The organism is Rhizobium sp. LCM 4573, from assembly GCF_001854865.1.
In the GTDB taxonomy this organism is placed as follows: domain Bacteria; phylum Pseudomonadota; class Alphaproteobacteria; order Rhizobiales; family Rhizobiaceae; genus Neorhizobium.
In genome coordinates this window covers 181,975-197,673 of record NZ_MDDW01000028.1, presented here as the reverse complement: position 1 = coordinate 197,673, position 15,699 = coordinate 181,975, and the positions used below count along the sequence as shown (strand labels likewise).

The following is a 15,699-nucleotide window of genomic DNA, read 5'->3' as shown; positions in this document are numbered from 1 at the left end:
CATTTTGACCAATCCTTAAAAGAGACCGGTCGATTTCGAGGAGGAGAATGGCGCGAGTGACGGGGCTCGAACCCGCGACCTCCGGCGTGACAGGCCGGCACTCTAACCGACTGAGCTACACCCGCGCATTTCTCAAAAAGGGCGTTGGCCCTTCGCCGTGCGGCCTCGACCGCTCGGTTGAGCGGCTAACTAAGAGGTTCGGCATCGGGTGTCAAGCAGGTTTCAAGACAAAAGAATGACGGGAGGCAATTTGCACAGCCCCTCCCCTTTCCGTGCCGGCTTTCAGCAAAAAATTCAAAAAAACATCACGAAAGCTCTTGCGGTTTTTCCGCGATCCGCATAGATCACGGCCACCGACGCGGCGGACGGGTTCCGCAGCCGCGAAAGGGCGATTAGCTCAGTTGGTAGAGCGCCTCGTTTACACCGAGGATGTCGGGAGTTCGAGTCTCTCATCGCCCACCATTCTTTCCCCTAAAGTTTGCTGAAATCTTTGAAGCCGAGTTTCGATCGGCGGCGCGTCTCGTGCGCTCTTCTTTCAGCCCGACCTGCCGCCAGTCCTACAGCACCACCAGATCCAGCCCCTCGCCGATCTCACGCTTGGCGGTTTCCACCACGCTCATCTGGTGGGTGAACAATATCGTCTGGAATCGGTCGCCGCCGGCGGCGAGCGTGCGAAGGCCCGCAGCCGTCCGCTCGTCGTCGAAGGTCTGGAAGATATCGTCGAGAATCAGCGGGGCAGGCTCGTTGCGGCCGCAGTAATCCTCCAGGAAGGCGAGCCGCAGGGCCAGATAGAGCTGGTCTCCAGTGCCCTCGCTTAACCCGCCAAGCGGCACCTGTTCGCCGGTTTTTCGTTCCACGGCGAGCTGCAATTCGTCGCTCTCGTCATAGAGCTGCAGGAGCCGCGCGAATCGGCCGCCGGTAAGCTCCGAAAACACTTGCCCCGCCCGCTGCATCACGGGATCGGCCCGCCGTTCGCGGTAGATCTCCATGGATGAGGAGAGAAGGCTCGTGGCAAGTTTGAGCACGACCCAGCGCCGCGCAAGCTCCCTCGCCTCCTCCTCCGCCGCAAGCTTGCGGAAAACCGCGCCTTCGGCGCCGATGCCGGTTTCGAGTTCGCGGCGACGGCGCAGATTGTCCGCCTCGCCGGCACGCAGAGCCGCGATGCGGTCCACCTGCCGGCCATCCTCCGCCTCCAGCCTCTCGACCTCCAGAGCGGCTGCGACCCGATCGAAATCGGCAAGTGCGGCCCGTACCGTCTGCTCGTCCCGGCCATCGGCCTGCTCGGCAAAGCGGTTTTGGCCCTGACGCAAGCTCTCCTCCAGCCGGCTGCGCTGCCTGAGATCCTCCAGGACATCCCCGAGCTTTGCGATATCGCACGAAAGCATTTGGGCAAGCGCCGCGAGCTCTTCCTGAAGCCGCTCGCCGTCGCTCTTCGAACGGTCCAGAGCCGCCTCAGCGCGCTCCAGCTCCGCGACGAGAGCGGCGCGATGCTTGGCGTCCGCATTGGCGGCCATGGCGCGCTCGTTCAGCAGGCCCGCCGCGACATCCGGCGCGATGGAGCCGAGATCCGGCGCGACCTGCAAGCACAGGGCGCGCATTTCCTCCTCGAAGCCTTCCATGTCGCGCGCCATGCCGCGCACCCGCCGGTTCCGGTTTTCGCGCTCCGACATGAGATCCGGCACAACCCGCCAGAGATCGAGGGCGGCGAGCGCCATTTCCATCCTGGCGTCCTCCGGCAGGCCGACGGCGGCAAGCGCCTGGGAAAATGTCCGCTCCCAGATTTCCGTTTCCCTGCGAAGCGCCATCTCGCGCTCCTCCAGCCGCTCCAGGGCTTCCTTGGCGGAATGGCGCTTTCCCTCCAGCGCGCGGCTTTCGCTCCAGCGCTCGGCGATCTCGCCGATCTTCCGTTCGATCCCGCGCGCAAGGGGCACGGTCGGCAGCGCGGCGGCGGGGAGGCCAACAGCATCGGCGAGAGACAATAGCGCCGGCCTCAGCTTCTCCTCCTTCAGCCGCAGGATATCGAGTTCGTCGCGCAATTGGTCGAGGCCTTCCGCCTGGCGCGACAGCTCATCGACCGCTCGGCGCCATTCGATCATCCGCTCCGGCGTAGCGGGAGAAACCAGCCCTGGCTGGAAGGCATCCTCGAAATCGGTAACGGCATCGGACAGCGCGATCTCCGCCTCCCGCGCCGCCTCCCGACTCCTTTCGAGCTGCCCTTCGATTTCCCTCTGCCGAAGCGCGATCTGGGCGTGGCGCGAGACCCTTTCGGCATCGGAAAGCGCCGCATCCGCCAGGCGGTCAGCCGCGGTGATGGCGCTCGACAGGAGGGCGTATCCTTCCCTGCCCGGCTTCGCCTCCGCTGCCTTCAAGGCCTCGTCGCGGCTTGCGCGGGCAATCGCGATATCCTCACGCGAAACGATCCGGCCCCCGATTTCAAGCGCCGCGCGCTGGGCGGCAAGGCTCTCCACCTCCTCTTCCAGCGCCGCAAGCCTTGCGGCGACTTGCGTGCTTTCCGCCCGCGCGGCCTCGATCATGCGGCGATGATTGGTGAGAGCGGCGATATCCRGCAGCGGCGCGGCAAGCAGCTTCCCGATATCCTTCACCGGCGGGTCCAGCCGGTCGGCAGCGGCGCGAAAATTCGCCTCGGCGCGCGTTGCCCGCACCTGCAGATCCTCGATAGCCGAAAGCGCGCCGATATCGGGACGCAAGGCGGCGAACTGCTCCGTCCAGGGCTTCGGGTCGATCAGGCGGGCACCGGGCCCCTCCTCCTCCAACCGCCTAAGCGTCTGCCGCTCCTCGTCGATCCGCTGGCGAAGCTCCTTCAGGCTGCGGTCGAGCGCCGCCCCCTCGTCCCCCAGCGCCTTCAGCCGCGCAAGATCCGCATCCGCCGGCTGGTAGCGTTCGAGGCCGGCGGCATCTGCAAGCCCCAGGCGCCGGGCAGCCTGGGTAAGCCGCTGGTCGAAATCCTCGACTTCGCCGCGCACCCGGCCAAGGTCTTCCCGCGCCTTGAGATAGGCGCCCTTCTGCGCATGGGCCGCAAGAATCCTCGGGCCCGCCTCGATCAGCGCCTCGTCCACATGCAGCGCATCGGCCTCGTCGCGCAGGCGCCGAACTTCGATCTCCGCCACGCGACGGGCCTCGGTATTTTCCCGCGCGCCCTCCAGCGCTTTCGCCAGACGCTCCTCGAAGCCCGCCGGAAGATCGGCCAGGCTTTCATACCGGGAAAGCGCCTCCTGCTCCCGATCGATCTCCCGCAACACCGGCTCCAGCCGCATCAGCGTCCGCAAATGATCGAGCGCCCGTTTCGTCTCCTGCCGCTCGGCCAGCACCTCGGCAAGCTCCGCCTCGATCTCCGCCTGTTCGGCCAGCAGCTTCTTCCAGTCGTTGGATTTCAGCTCGCTTTCGCGCTCGGTCTTTCGCGCCTCGTCATGCGCGTCGAGCACCTGATAGAACAGCCGGTCCTTGGAACGCCGTTGCGCATAGATGCCGTCGGCCTCGGCTTCGAGCAGCTTGCGCAGGTTCGACAATCCCGTGAGGCCGGAAGCAGCCGAAAACAGAAGGCTGCCGATTTCGCCGCCGCTTCTCAGCATGTTCTCGCCGCCGGCGCGCAGCGACGCGGAATTCAGCCCGAAGGCGCGCTCGAACACATCGCGGCTTAGCGTGCCGAGAAAAGGCGCAAGCGCATCTTCCGGCAGGGCCTCCTCCGCCTCGTCATCGGCAAGCAGCGTGTTCTTGCGCCCCTTTCGGCGCCGGAACGCCAAAACATCGCCATCACGCGCGGTGATCTGCGCCCCCACGCGCAGGGAACCGGAATCGTGCAGGAACGTATAGTCGGAACGATCGGGGAAGCCGAACAGCAGGTCCGAGATGGCCGAGAGCGCGGAGGATTTTCCGGCCTCGTTCGGCCCGTAAATCACATGCAGTTTCGCATCCGGGCRGAAGGCAAGGCTGCGGTCGGTCAGGGCGCCATAGCGCAGGATGTCGAGGCGATCGAACCGCATGTTCAGCCGGCCCTCGCCGCACGGGAAAGCAGAAGCTCGCGGGCTTCCGCCAGGAGCGTTTCGGCATCGCCGCCGAGAGCAAGCTCGCCGGCCCCGATACCGCCCGGCAGGCGGGCCGCGATCTCGGCAATCCTGGCCTCCGCATCGGCAACGAGTTCCGAGGGGAAGGCGCCGGTCAGAATCAAGCCCTCAATGCCGAGAATGTCCCTGGAAACGGCCTTGCCGTTCGTTTCCGGCTCCAGGCGCACGTCCAGCTTTTCCAGCCAGATATCCTCGTGGCAGCGATGGCAGGCCGCCTGCACCTCGTCGCGGAAATCCTGGGCCCGCGCCGTCAGCTCATGGCGGAAGCGGCTTCTGCCGGTAAGCCTCACGCGCAATGCCAAAGCCCGATCCTCCATCCGCTCCACGACCAGCTCAAGCGCGCTTTCCAGCCGCTGCAGGATGGCGGGAATATCATCCTCGGGCTCCACCGCAACGGCGAGTTCGGCGAAACGGGCGCTATCGGTAATCACCCGCTCGTGGCTGACGCGGCCATCCTCGACCGTCACCAGCACCGCGCCCTTCGCGCCCTGTTCGCGGATGCTGCGCCCCTGCAGGTTGCCGGGAAAGATCACCACCGGATCTTCGCTCACCACTTCGTAGTCATGCACGTGGCCGAGCGCCCAATAGTCGTAGCCGCGCGATCTCAGGTCCTCGATGGAACATGGCGCATAGGGCGCGTGCGGCTCGCGGCCGGTCAGCGACGTGTGCAGCACGCCGATATTGAACCAGCCGGCGTTCCGCTCCGGATAAGAAAGCGCCAGGTTCTCCGCCGCCGAACGCTCGGCAAACCCCTGGCCGTGCAGCGCCACCTTCAGGTGATCCAGCGTGAACGTGCCCGGCTTGTTGACCGGGAATTCCCGCACGTTCTTCGGCAGCGTGATGGTCTTCGTGATGACGCTTTCGGCGTCGTGGTTCCCTTTCAAAAGGAAGACGGGAATGCCCTCGCGCTCCAGCCGCGCCACTTCGCGGTTGAAGAATAGGCCGATCTTGTTGTCCTTCCAGTCGCCGTCATAGACATCGCCGGCAACGATGAAGAAATCCACCTTCTGCGCGATCGCCTGGTCCACGAGCGCGGAAAAAGCCTTGCGGCTTGCCTCGATGAAGAGTTGGGCAATCGCGGCGTCCTTCAGCGCCAGCCCCTGGAAGGGACTGCCGAGATGCAGATCCGCAGCATGAATGAAACGGAAGGACGTCATCGAATCGCTTGCATTGGTTGGCCGAGATGAACCCTTGTTTTAGGCAAATGCCGGGCATGAAGAAAGCATCGGCCGAATCGGCCTGTGGATAGCGTGAGCCATTCGTCCGCTCGGTCTTTTCACTCCAGCCTTCATGAAGATTTCGCATTGCACCATTAAATGCTGCATTGCAAATCAAAGCAACTTACGATAAAGTAAAACCATAATTGCAACCCGACCCATGAGGGATCGGAGACGACAGTATTCAATCAGCACAAAAGAATGAGACGCGCCCGGTTTTCCGCCGGGGATGCGAACAGGGAAGCTTTTGCCGGCAAGGCCCGGCTCAGGAATGCCAAGGCCGGCACCCCCAAGGAATGACTGTTGACCCGACAAACGGAGGCCTATGATGGTCACGAGTATACAGATCGCGCATTCCAAACCGATACGACTTTCACCCTATATGCTCGATGCCAACCGGCCGATCTCACTGCGATCGGAAACCCTGTTCCAGAGCGGCACGTCGTGGGACGGGACTGTCTGCAACTCCTATCCCGACGGCATGCCGGAACTGTCTCTCCTGAAAATAACGGTTCCGCCCAACACGGAGCTCCCCTGGCACGATCATCCGATGCCCTGTGCGGCTTACGTGCTTGAAGGTGAAATCACCATCGAGAAGCCAACCGGCGAGAAGAAGATGTTCGGCAAAGGCCAGGGATTTCTCGAAGTGGTGGAAACGGTACATCGGGGCGTCACCGGCGCAATGCCGGTCGAGCTCATCGTGTTCTATGCAGGCGCAAAGGATATGGCTCTGGTGCGGGCCCGCACCATCGAGCCCGATGCCGTCTCGTCATGAGACTGCGGGATCACCAAATGCAAAAAAAAAGGCCGGGCGATGCCCGGCCTTTCCGTTTTTCGTGTTGCGGGCCTCAGTTCGTCGCCAGATTGACCTGGAAGAACAGCGTCTCGCCGGAGGAATCGTCCACTCCGTCATTGTCCGTCACGGCATAGGCCTTGCCGGACTTGTCGAAGGTGAAGCCCTCCAGCTTGTCGACCACGTAGCCGTTCGAGGCGGCCTTGAGATCCGGAATGAAGTCGTGGACTTCTTCCTTCGTGACGAGCGGCAGCTCGCCGCCGAGCTTGCCCGGCTTCAGGTCGGCGATCGCGACGCGGTAAAGCTTCTTGAGCTTCGCGGCATCGCCGAGCAGGTTGTCCCGCTCGATGATGTAGACATAGTCGCCCTGCGCGGTGATTTCCGACAGGCCGACCCAGCCCTCCTCGGTCTTCTCGATCGGATAGCGAACGGCGCCCCATTCCTTGGACTTCGGCTTGTAGGAGACGAGCTTGACGGTGCCCTTCGGATCGTCCTTCCATTCGCGCTGAACGGCCATCCAAAGCGTCAGGTCGTCGCCCGAACCGATCGTCGTCACGCCCTCGAAACCGAAGCGGGTCTCCCCGGCGAGCAGTTCGGCCGGCAGGCCGATCTCCGCCTTGATCTCGCCCTTGGCGTTGACGTTGTAGAGACCGTGGCCGACGAGCTTGGACGAATCCCCTTCCGAGGCGAGCCAGAAGCCGCCCTTGCCATCGAGCGCAATGCCCTCGATGTCCAGCTTCTGGGCCGGCTGGCCGTTGCGGGTCACCCGCAGCACATTGGTGATCTCGGCCGGCTTCTTCGTCGCGTCGATGGTGAAGATCGACGGCTGCATGCCGTAGACCGAATCGCTGGCTGCATAGAGGATGCCTTCCTTCTCCGCATCGCCGACGAGACCGGAAAGAGCGCCCCAGCCGAGCGGCCCGTTTTCGGTGTCTTTGGATACGAGCATTGGATAGGCCTTCTCGCCTTCCGCCAGCTCGTAGATCATGACATGCGCGCGGGCGCCCCCGTCTTCGCCGAGATCGGCTTCATTGGCGGTGGCAAGCAGATTACGGCCGGGAATCGCCACTGCGCCTTCCGGCGAAATGCCCGACGGCAGAAGCTGCACAAGTTCAGGTTCCCCGCCGGTGTCCTTGTAGACCGCTAGGATGGAGGCGCGCTCGGTGAGCACGAAGAAATACTGCTGGCCGCCAAAGACCGCCGCTTCCATGCCCTCCGGCTCGACACCCTTGTTCTTGGCGCGCTTTTCGGGGAAGTGGCCGATGCGTGCGATTTCATGCTCCAGCGACATTCCCGCGTCGTACAGGACCTTGCCGCTACGGTCGAAGATCGTGAACCCGCGCGATCCGCCCTTCCAGTCGCCTTCATTGGCGACGACAAGGCGGTCGGTGCCGAGCCACTTGACCGAGTCGGGCTCGCGCGGAACGCCAGAGAGCTTGCCGGTAAAATTCAGCGCGCCATCCGTCTTGGTGTCTACACCTTCCAGATCGACGGTGCCGGCAGTGAAGTGACCGGTCACCTTCGCCGTCTTGCTGTCGACGATGACGACGTGGTTGTTTTCCTGCAGCGTGACGGCGATTTCACCGTTCGCATTGATGTTGACGAATTCCGGCTCCGGATCTTCCGGTGCCACGGTCGCAAGGCCGGTCAGGTCGACATGTTTGATGCTGTCGCAAGCCGGGACGCCATTGTCGAGCGATACGATCAGAAGCTCACCGGCCGGCAATTGCGGGATTGCGCCGTCATTCACTTCTTCGTCGCGCTGGTTTTCGATGGCGATCGCGGCAAAAGTCTTGTCGGGCGAGACGACGACAGAATCGGGCTGGCCACCGAGATCGCAGGCGCTCTCCAGTTTTTTGCCGGCAAGATCGACCACGGCAAGCTGACCGGCCGGCTTCGTCATGTCTTCCGTCTTGTCGATGGTCACGAGAACTTTCGGACCGGCAACGGCAACGGAGTTGGGTTCGCCGTCGAAGGCGAGCGATCCGCCGGCCTTGGGAGCCTTGGCATCCGTGATATCAACGAAGCCGATCGAGCTGCCCGGAGCATCGGAATAGACGAGCGTGTTGCCGTCCTCGCTGGCAGTGATGATTTCCGCCGAGGTCGTGGACGCCTTGTCCTTGTCGGCCGGCAAATTGGATGCCACCGGAAATGACGCGATGCGATTGAATACCTGTTCGGCGCTCGCCGGTACGGCGACCGAAGCAAACAGGGCCGCGGTCAGCGCGGCGCCGGCAATACGGATTGTCATGGAAAGCCCTCCTGTCCATGGAACGAACAGGTGGCTTTTGAGCTAGCCGCGTGACAGGTGCATGACAATACGATGACGCCCGCATGACACTCCGCAAGCTTCATCGCGGCTGGATGGAACGCTTACGAAAAAGGCCCGGCGTGAAGCCGGGCCCTCGATTCTCGAAAGATATCCGCGTGCCCTCGAGGGGCGGCGCATCAGCTGTTGACGGCGTCCTTCAGACCCTTGCCAGCCGAGAACTTCGGCACGTTGCGGGCCGGGATGTCGACTTCGGCACCGGTCGAGGGATTGCGGCCCTTCGATGCTTCGCGACGGGAAACGGAGAAGCTGCCGAAACCGGCAAGGCGAATGTCGCCACCCTTCTTCAGCTCAGCCTGGACGGCATCGAATACGGCGTCGACAGCGGATGCGGCATCGGCCTTGGAGAGGCCAGCCTTTTCGGCAACTGCGGATACCAACTCGGTCTTGTTCATGTTTCCACCCCTTTCAATCGGTATTGGAACGACTCGTTTAATCGGGGCAGACAATAGTTCCGTGGCTGCCCATGGCAACTGAAAAGCTCCGCAATCGCCTGAAAAACAAGGGGGAAGAGGTGAGTTTTCACAAAAAAAGCCGGCTTGAAGCCGGCTTTTTCGATGACTAGTGCCGATTTGACATAGGCAAGGCTCGAAATCAGTGGGCGACAGCCGCTCCGGCGTCGTCGACGCCTTCCACGGTTGCGATCACCGGGGTCTCGATGCTCCCGTCCCATTCGATCGGCTCGGGCTGCCGGACCAGCGCATGCCGGATGACTTCGCCCATGCGGGAGACCGGAATGATCTCCATGCTGTTCTTCACGTTATCCGGAATCTCCGCCAGATCCTTGGCGTTCTCTTCCGGGATCAGAACCTTCTTGATGCCGCCCCGGAGCGCTGCAAGCAGCTTTTCCTTGAGGCCGCCGATCGGCAGCACACGGCCGCGAAGGGTGATTTCGCCGGTCATGGCGACATCCTTCGAAACCGGGATGCCGGTCATGATCGAGACGATCGCGGTTGCCATGGCGACACCGGCCGAGGGACCATCCTTCGGCGTCGCCCCTTCCGGAACGTGCACGTGGATGTCGCTCTTGTCGAAGCGCGGCGGCTCGATGCCGAAATCAACCGCGCGGGAGCGGACATAGGATGCCGCCGCCGAGATCGATTCCTTCATGACCTCCTTGAGGTTGCCGGTTACCGTCATGCGGCCCTTGCCCGGCATCATCACGCCTTCAATGGTGAGCAGCTCGCCGCCGACTTCCGTCCAGGCAAGCCCCGTCACCACGCCGATCTGGTCGTCGCGTTCGGCCTCGCCGTGACGGAAGCGCGGTACACCCAGGTAGTCATGGATGTTCGCAGCCGTCACCTCGACCGACTTCGTCTTGCCCTTGATGATCTCGGTCACCGCCTTGCGGGCGAGCTTCATCAATTCGCGCTCGAAGTTACGGACCCCCGCCTCGCGGGTGTACTGCTGGATGACCGCCATCAGGGCATCGTCGCTCACCGAGAACTCGTTCGGCTGCAACGCATGCTCCTTGATCGCCTTCGGCAGAAGGTGACGCTTGGCGATCTCGCGCTTTTCGTCTTCCGTGTAGCCAGCGATCCGGATGATCTCCATGCGGTCCATCAGCGGAGCCGGGATGTTCAGCGTGTTCGCCGTGGTGATGAACATCACGTCCGAAAGATCGTATTCGACCTCCAGGTAGTGGTCCATGAACGTCGAGTTCTGCGCCGGATCCAGCACTTCGAGGAGTGCCGAGGACGGATCGCCGCGGAAATCCATGCCCATCTTGTCGATCTCGTCGAGCAGGAAGAGCGGGTTGGACTTCTTCGCCTTCTTCATCGACTGGATGACCTTGCCGGGCATCGAGCCGATATAGGTGCGGCGGTGACCGCGGATCTCGGCTTCGTCACGAACGCCGCCGAGCGCCATGCGCACATATTCGCGGCCGGTCGCCTTGGCGATCGACTGGGCGAGCGAGGTCTTGCCGACGCCCGGAGGGCCGACGAGGCAAAGGATCGGGCCCTTGATCTTGGTCGCGCGCGCCTGGACTGCCAGGTACTCGACGATGCGTTCCTTGACCTTTTCCAGTCCGAAGTGATCCTGCTCGAGGATCTTCTCGGCATTGTTGAGGTCGGCCTTGATCTTGGAGCGCTTGGCCCATGGAATGCCGAGCAGCCAGTCGAGATAGTTGCGCACGACGGTGGCTTCCGCCGACATCGGGCTCATCTGGCGCAGCTTCTTCAGTTCGGCGTCCGCTTTCTCGCGGGCTTCCTTCGAAAGCTTTGTCTTGGAGATGCGCTCTTCCAGTTCGGCCATCTCGTCGCGGCCTTCCTCGCCGTCGCCAAGCTCCTTCTGGATCGCCTTCATCTGCTCGTTGAGATAGTATTCGCGCTGGGTTTTCTCCATCTGGCGCTTGACGCGCGAGCGGATGCGCTTTTCCACCTGCAGCACGGAAATCTCGCCTTCCATGAAGCCGAGCGCCTTCTCGAGCCGGAGCTTGACGCTGACCGTCTCCAGCATTTCCTGCTTTTCGGTGATCTTGATCGAGAGGTGCGAGGCAACCGTATCGGCCAGCTTCGAATAGTCCTCGATCTGGCTCGCGGCACCTACGACCTCGGGCGAAATCTTCTTGTTCAGCTTCACATAGTTTTCGAACTCGGAAACCACGGAGCGCGACAGCGCCTCGATCTCGACCGGATCGTCTTCCGGCTCGACGAGGACGTTGGCCTGAGCCTCGTAGAATTCCTCGCGGTCGGTGTAGCTGTCAATCTCGGCGCGCGCGCGGCCTTCGACCAGAACCTTCACGGTGCCGTCCGGCAGCTTCAGCAGCTGAAGTACATTCGCAACGGTGCCGACCTTGTAGATCGCGGAGGGAGCCGGGTCGTCATCGCCTGCATTGATCTGKGTGACAAGCATGATCTGCTTGTCGGAGCCCATCACCTCTTCGAGCGCGCGAATGGATTTTTCCCGTCCGACGAACAGAGGCACGATCATATGCGGGAAGACCACAATGTCGCGCAGGGGCAGCACCGGATAGGTATCGCCGCCGGGTGCCGCAGACGTTGAATTCGTCATATCACTTCCTTTCATCCCGTTTCCGGGAAACGTTCCGGACAAGTCATCCGGGCACTTCACTCCAACCGAAAGTGGAGTTTCCGAAAATTGATTTCAAGCCTTGCAGATTCGCCTTTGGGAGTATCGGGCAGCGACCTACAAGTGGAACACGAACACTTTCTACGCTGAACAGCGGAATACCGTCTCGGCAGTCCTTCATCCGGCTTAGACATCTTGTTCTAGAACAACGTCCGGCCGGAAATACGATCCTCATGTATTTTCTAATGCAAACCGAGCGTCTCGCCAAACCCATGTCGAAGCAAAACGGTGGATGGACCGGAAAAAGCGAACGCGGCGCCCGCTTTTCGGCGCCCATTCGCGGAAAGAGGCCCCGCAGGGCCTCTCATGCTCGATAGGTCTGCTTCACGCAGAAGATCAGGCCGAGGCGTTGGCCTTTTCCTCCTGGCGGTCGGCATAGATGTAGAGCGGACGCGCCGTTCCCTTGACGACCTCCTCGGAGATGACGACCTCACGGACGCCTTCCAGCGCCGGCAGTTCGAACATCGTATCGAGCAGGATCTTTTCCATGATCGAGCGCAGGCCGCGGGCGCCCGTCTTGCGGACGATCGCCTTGCGGGCGATCTCGCGCAGGGCATCCTCGTGGAAGGTCAGGTCCACGTCCTCCATCTCGAAGAGGCGCTGATACTGCTTGACCAGCGCGTTCTTCGGCTCTGAAAGGATCTGGATCAGCGCATCTTCGTCAAGGTCCTCGAGCGTCGCCAGGACAGGCAGACGGCCGATGAACTCCGGAATGAGGCCGAACTTCACGAGGTCTTCCGGCTCCAGTTCCCGCAGCACTTCGCCGACCCGGCGCTCGTCCTGGGCGCGAACCGTCGCGCCGAAGCCGATCGAGGTCTTCTCGCCGCGGGCGGAGATGATCTTGTCGAGGCCCGCGAAGGCGCCGCCGCAGATGAACAGGATGTTCGTCGTGTCGACCTGCAGGAATTCCTGCTGCGGATGCTTGCGGCCGCCCTGCGGCGGCACGGAAGCGACCGTGCCTTCCATGATCTTGAGAAGCGCCTGCTGAACGCCCTCGCCCGAAACGTCGCGGGTGATCGACGGGTTGTCGGACTTGCGGGAAATCTTGTCGACCTCGTCGATGTAGACGATGCCGCGCTGGGCGCGCTCGACATTGTAGTCGGCAGCCTGAAGCAGCTTCAGGATGATGTTCTCGACGTCCTCGCCGACATAGCCGGCTTCGGTCAGCGTCGTAGCATCAGCCATGGTGAAGGGCACGTCGATAATGCGGGCGAGCGTCTGTGCGAGATAGGTCTTGCCGCAGCCGGTCGGACCGACCAGCATGATGTTCGACTTCGCCAACTCCACGTCGCCTCCCTTGGAGGCATGCGCGAGACGCTTGTAATGGTTGTGCACCGCGACCGAGAGGATACGCTTCGCCTGCTTCTGGCCGATGACGTATTCGTCGAGAACCTTGATGATGTCCTGCGGCGTGGGAACGCCATCGCGGGACTTCACCATGGAGGTCTTGTTCTCTTCGCGGATGATGTCCATGCAGAGTTCGACGCATTCATCGCAGATGAATACGGTCGGCCCGGCGATCAGTTTCCGGACTTCGTGCTGGCTCTTGCCGCAGAACGAACAATAGAGAGTATTCTTGGAGTCGCCGCCGTTGCTGCCGCTGACTTTGCTCATATCACTTTCCTTCCAGCACTCCGCTCTCCGCCTGGGCAGAGGCGGTCCACTCTTTGCCTGCCGGCCGGCGCCCACCGGGGCGACCAGGCCCGCCTTGCTCGGGGCACTCTACCGATCCGCATCTTGAGGACCGGCGGCAACGAAACCCCTAAAGAAACGATGCCGTGTCATAAAAACTCTACACAGCATTAATAAGTACTAATACCGCTTTCCGCGAGACTTGAAACCCTCATTTTTTCGTCACAACGGGGTGAAGTCCGCGGTCAGGTGACGGTTTAATCCGCAGTGTTGCCTTCGAGTTCCTGCCGCGAAGTCAGAATTTTGTCGACGACGCCCCATTCCTGGGCCTCGTCCGCAGCCATGAAATGGTCGCGATCGAGCGTCTTTTCGACTTCCTCGTAGGTGCGGCCGGTATGCTTCACGTAGATTTCGTTCAGCCGCCTTTTCATCTTCAATATGTCACGAGCATGGCGCTCGATGTCGCTTGCCTGGCCCTGGAAACCGCCGGAAGGCTGGTGCACCATGATGCGCGCGTTCGGGGTGGCGAAGCGCATGCCCTTCTCGCCGGCGGCCAGAAGCAGCGATCCCATGGAGGCGGCCTGGCCGACACAGAGCGTCGAAACCGCGGGGCGCACGAACTGCATCGTGTCATAGATGGCCATGCCGGCGGTGACGATGCCGCCCGGGGAATTGATGTAGAGCGCGATTTCCTTCTTCGGGTTTTCGGCCTCGAGGAAAAGAAGCTGGGCGCAGACCAGCGACGCCATGTGATCTTCCACCGGGCCGGTAAGGAAGATGATGCGCTCCTTCAACAGACGTGAATAGATGTCATAGGAGCGTTCGCCGCGATTGGTCTGTTCCACGACCATCGGCACCAGGGCCATGGCGGTATCAACTGGATTTTTCATGTCCGTCCTTTGTCAAGCGCGTGCCGGAATGCCGTCAGCTCCCCGGAATCAGATAAAATTGGTCATCCCCTACATAGAGTGTCAGCGCCCGGTACTTCAAGACGGAGAGGCCGATATCATTAATCGCCGGAAGGAAGGCAAGGCAGGCCTCCCGTTCGCCGAACGCGGCCTTCTCCCGTTCCCAAAGCAATAGCGCACCCACAGGTTTCGCCGCTCACGGTAAAGCGAAAATGAATGCCCCTCATCCAGCCGCATCCGCCAAGTCCCGCATCCGGCCTCTTCCGGCCCGGCAACCGCTTTTAAAGATTCCCCCGCATATCATGGGGAGACCGACTTCGCGGGGGAATGCGTTTTGGACATCGTCACTGGTTTCCTGATCTGGACGGCGGAAGCTTTGACGCTCAGCCTCGTCCTGCTGTCCAGATGGCAGTATCAACGCGACCCCTTCTATCTCAGCTGGAGTATCGGCTTTGCTCTGCACGGGATCGGCGTGGCACTGGTCGCGCTACGCGGAGACATACCCGATTTCGTCTCGATCCAGGTCGCCAATACCATGGCGCTCGCCGGCGTCGGCATGTGGATTGCCGGGTTGCTGCAGTTCGACGGCAGACAGGTCGAATCCTTCGTCGCCATCCCGGCCCTGATCTGGATCGCCGGCATGTTCCTGACACCCGTCAGGGAAAGCTTCGCCTACCGCGTCGCGCTCTACAATGTCGCGATCATGGTGGGTTACGCCATCATGATCGGCATCCTGCTGAAGAAACAGGACACTTCTCGTTCCACGCGGCGCCTGCTGGCGGGCTTCATTTCCGTGCAGCTCCTCTGCAGCGGCCTGACCGGCGTGCTGGCCGTCGCCAACCAGGTGACGTCGTTCGCCGCGGGTACGAATGCCACCCTCCTCTTCTTCCCGGCCGCCTTCTGCTTCGTCGCAGGCATCATGACCTGCGCCAAACTGCTGGCCGAGAGATCCGAGTGGAAGCTCAAGATACTGGCAGCCACCGATCCGCTTACCGGCGCGCTCAACAGACGCGGGCTGATCGATGAATTCGAAAATCTCCGCGTCGCCGAAATCCCGCAAAAACCGCTCGTCGCGCTCCTGCATTTCGATCTCGACAAGTTCAAGCAGATCAACGACACCTGCGGGCATCAGGCGGGCGACATGGTGCTCGTCGCCTTCTCGCGGATCGCCGCCACCTCGCTTGACGGGCGCGGCTTCTTCGGCCGCATGGGCGGCGAGGAATTCGCAAGCATCCTGCGCGTCGCCGACATGGTCGAGGCGGCGAGTATCGCGGAAGGAATCCGCATGACGCTCACGCTTCAGCCGATTGCCGCCGGCCCTCACAAGATCGACGTCACGGTCAGTGCCGGCATCGCGCTCCTGCCGGCCGAGACGGCGGACCTGGACAAGCTGTTGAGCTCCGCAGACCGCGCCCTTTATGCCGCCAAGGAAGCGGGACGCGACCGAACCGCCGTGGAAAGCAGCGGAACGCTCCTGATCGTTCCGCCGGTCGACCGCCTCTCCGAAGAGGCCATGCAGGCGGAAATCAGCGCCAACCGGCAGGTCACGGCACTGAGGCGGATCACGGCAATCGCCCAAAGCTGATTGTTCGAAATGATCTTGCCTGCAGCCCATGCAAGCCCACATTCTCCCGATGGTCAAACA

Annotated in this window: 9 protein-coding genes and 2 tRNA genes; 3 read left to right on the top strand and 8 right to left on the bottom strand. The window is 62.1% G+C overall.

Going from position 1 to position 15,699, the window contains the following annotated elements; all coding sequences use genetic code 11:
* Nucleotides 1-48: 48 nt before the first annotated feature.
* Nucleotides 49-125: transfer RNA gene (locus LCM4573_RS22880), tRNA-Asp, on the bottom strand.
* Nucleotides 126-386: 261 nt separating this feature from the next.
* On the opposite strand from LCM4573_RS22880, the gene LCM4573_RS22875 reads away from it, so the two are divergent.
* Nucleotides 387-462 (top strand) — tRNA-Val (locus LCM4573_RS22875).
* Nucleotides 463-557: 95 nt separating this feature from the next.
* Here LCM4573_RS22875 and LCM4573_RS22870 read toward each other — a convergent pair.
* The gene (locus LCM4573_RS22870; RefSeq protein WP_071008717.1) at nucleotides 558-4,001 is read right to left on the bottom strand and encodes a YhaN family protein; all 3,444 of its coding nucleotides are present in this window, start codon (nucleotides 3,999-4,001) and stop codon (nucleotides 558-560) included.
* 2 nt (nucleotides 4,002-4,003) lie between these two features.
* The gene (locus LCM4573_RS22865) at nucleotides 4,004-5,239 is read right to left on the bottom strand and encodes a DNA repair exonuclease (protein WP_071008716.1); all 1,236 of its coding nucleotides are present in this window, start codon (nucleotides 5,237-5,239) and stop codon (nucleotides 4,004-4,006) included.
* Between the two features lie 385 nt (nucleotides 5,240-5,624).
* On the opposite strand from LCM4573_RS22865, the gene LCM4573_RS22860 reads away from it, so the two are divergent.
* Nucleotides 5,625-6,074, top strand: coding sequence for a cupin domain-containing protein (locus LCM4573_RS22860; protein WP_157895535.1), 450 nt, complete (start codon nucleotides 5,625-5,627; stop codon nucleotides 6,072-6,074).
* A 73-nt stretch (nucleotides 6,075-6,147) separates the two neighbouring features.
* Here LCM4573_RS22860 and LCM4573_RS22855 read toward each other — a convergent pair whose 3' ends face one another.
* The 5 genes from LCM4573_RS22855 to clpP all read right to left on the bottom strand — a co-directional run bounded on the left by LCM4573_RS22855 (nucleotide 6,148) and on the right by clpP (nucleotide 14,036).
* A complete protein-coding gene (locus LCM4573_RS22855; RefSeq protein ID WP_071008714.1) occupies nucleotides 6,148-8,343 on the bottom strand; it encodes an esterase-like activity of phytase family protein in 2,196 nt (731 codons plus the stop codon).
* Nucleotides 8,344-8,540: 197 nt separating this feature from the next.
* Nucleotides 8,541-8,816 carry a DNA-binding protein HupB gene (gene hupB, locus LCM4573_RS22850; protein ID WP_046792784.1) on the bottom strand — a complete coding sequence of 92 codons (276 nt, stop codon included), beginning with the start codon at nucleotides 8,814-8,816 and terminating at the stop codon, nucleotides 8,541-8,543.
* A gap of 199 nt (nucleotides 8,817-9,015) precedes the next feature.
* The gene (lon, locus tag LCM4573_RS22845; RefSeq protein ID WP_071008713.1) at nucleotides 9,016-11,436 is read right to left on the bottom strand and encodes an endopeptidase La; all 2,421 of its coding nucleotides are present in this window, start codon (nucleotides 11,434-11,436) and stop codon (nucleotides 9,016-9,018) included.
* A gap of 414 nt (nucleotides 11,437-11,850) precedes the next feature.
* A complete protein-coding gene (gene clpX, locus LCM4573_RS22840; RefSeq protein ID WP_071008712.1) occupies nucleotides 11,851-13,128 on the bottom strand; it encodes an ATP-dependent Clp protease ATP-binding subunit ClpX in 1,278 nt (425 codons plus the stop codon).
* 275 nt (nucleotides 13,129-13,403) lie between these two features.
* Entirely contained in the window at nucleotides 13,404-14,036 is a 633-nt protein-coding gene (gene clpP / locus LCM4573_RS22835) for an ATP-dependent Clp endopeptidase proteolytic subunit ClpP (protein WP_046792786.1), read from the bottom strand.
* Between the two features lie 352 nt (nucleotides 14,037-14,388).
* Here clpP and LCM4573_RS22830 point away from each other — a divergent pair, with 352 nt between their 5' ends.
* On the top strand, nucleotides 14,389-15,639 hold the full coding sequence (locus LCM4573_RS22830; RefSeq protein ID WP_071008711.1) for a diguanylate cyclase: 1,251 nt from the start codon (nucleotides 14,389-14,391) through the stop codon (nucleotides 15,637-15,639).
* Nucleotides 15,640-15,699: the final 60 nt, after the last annotated feature.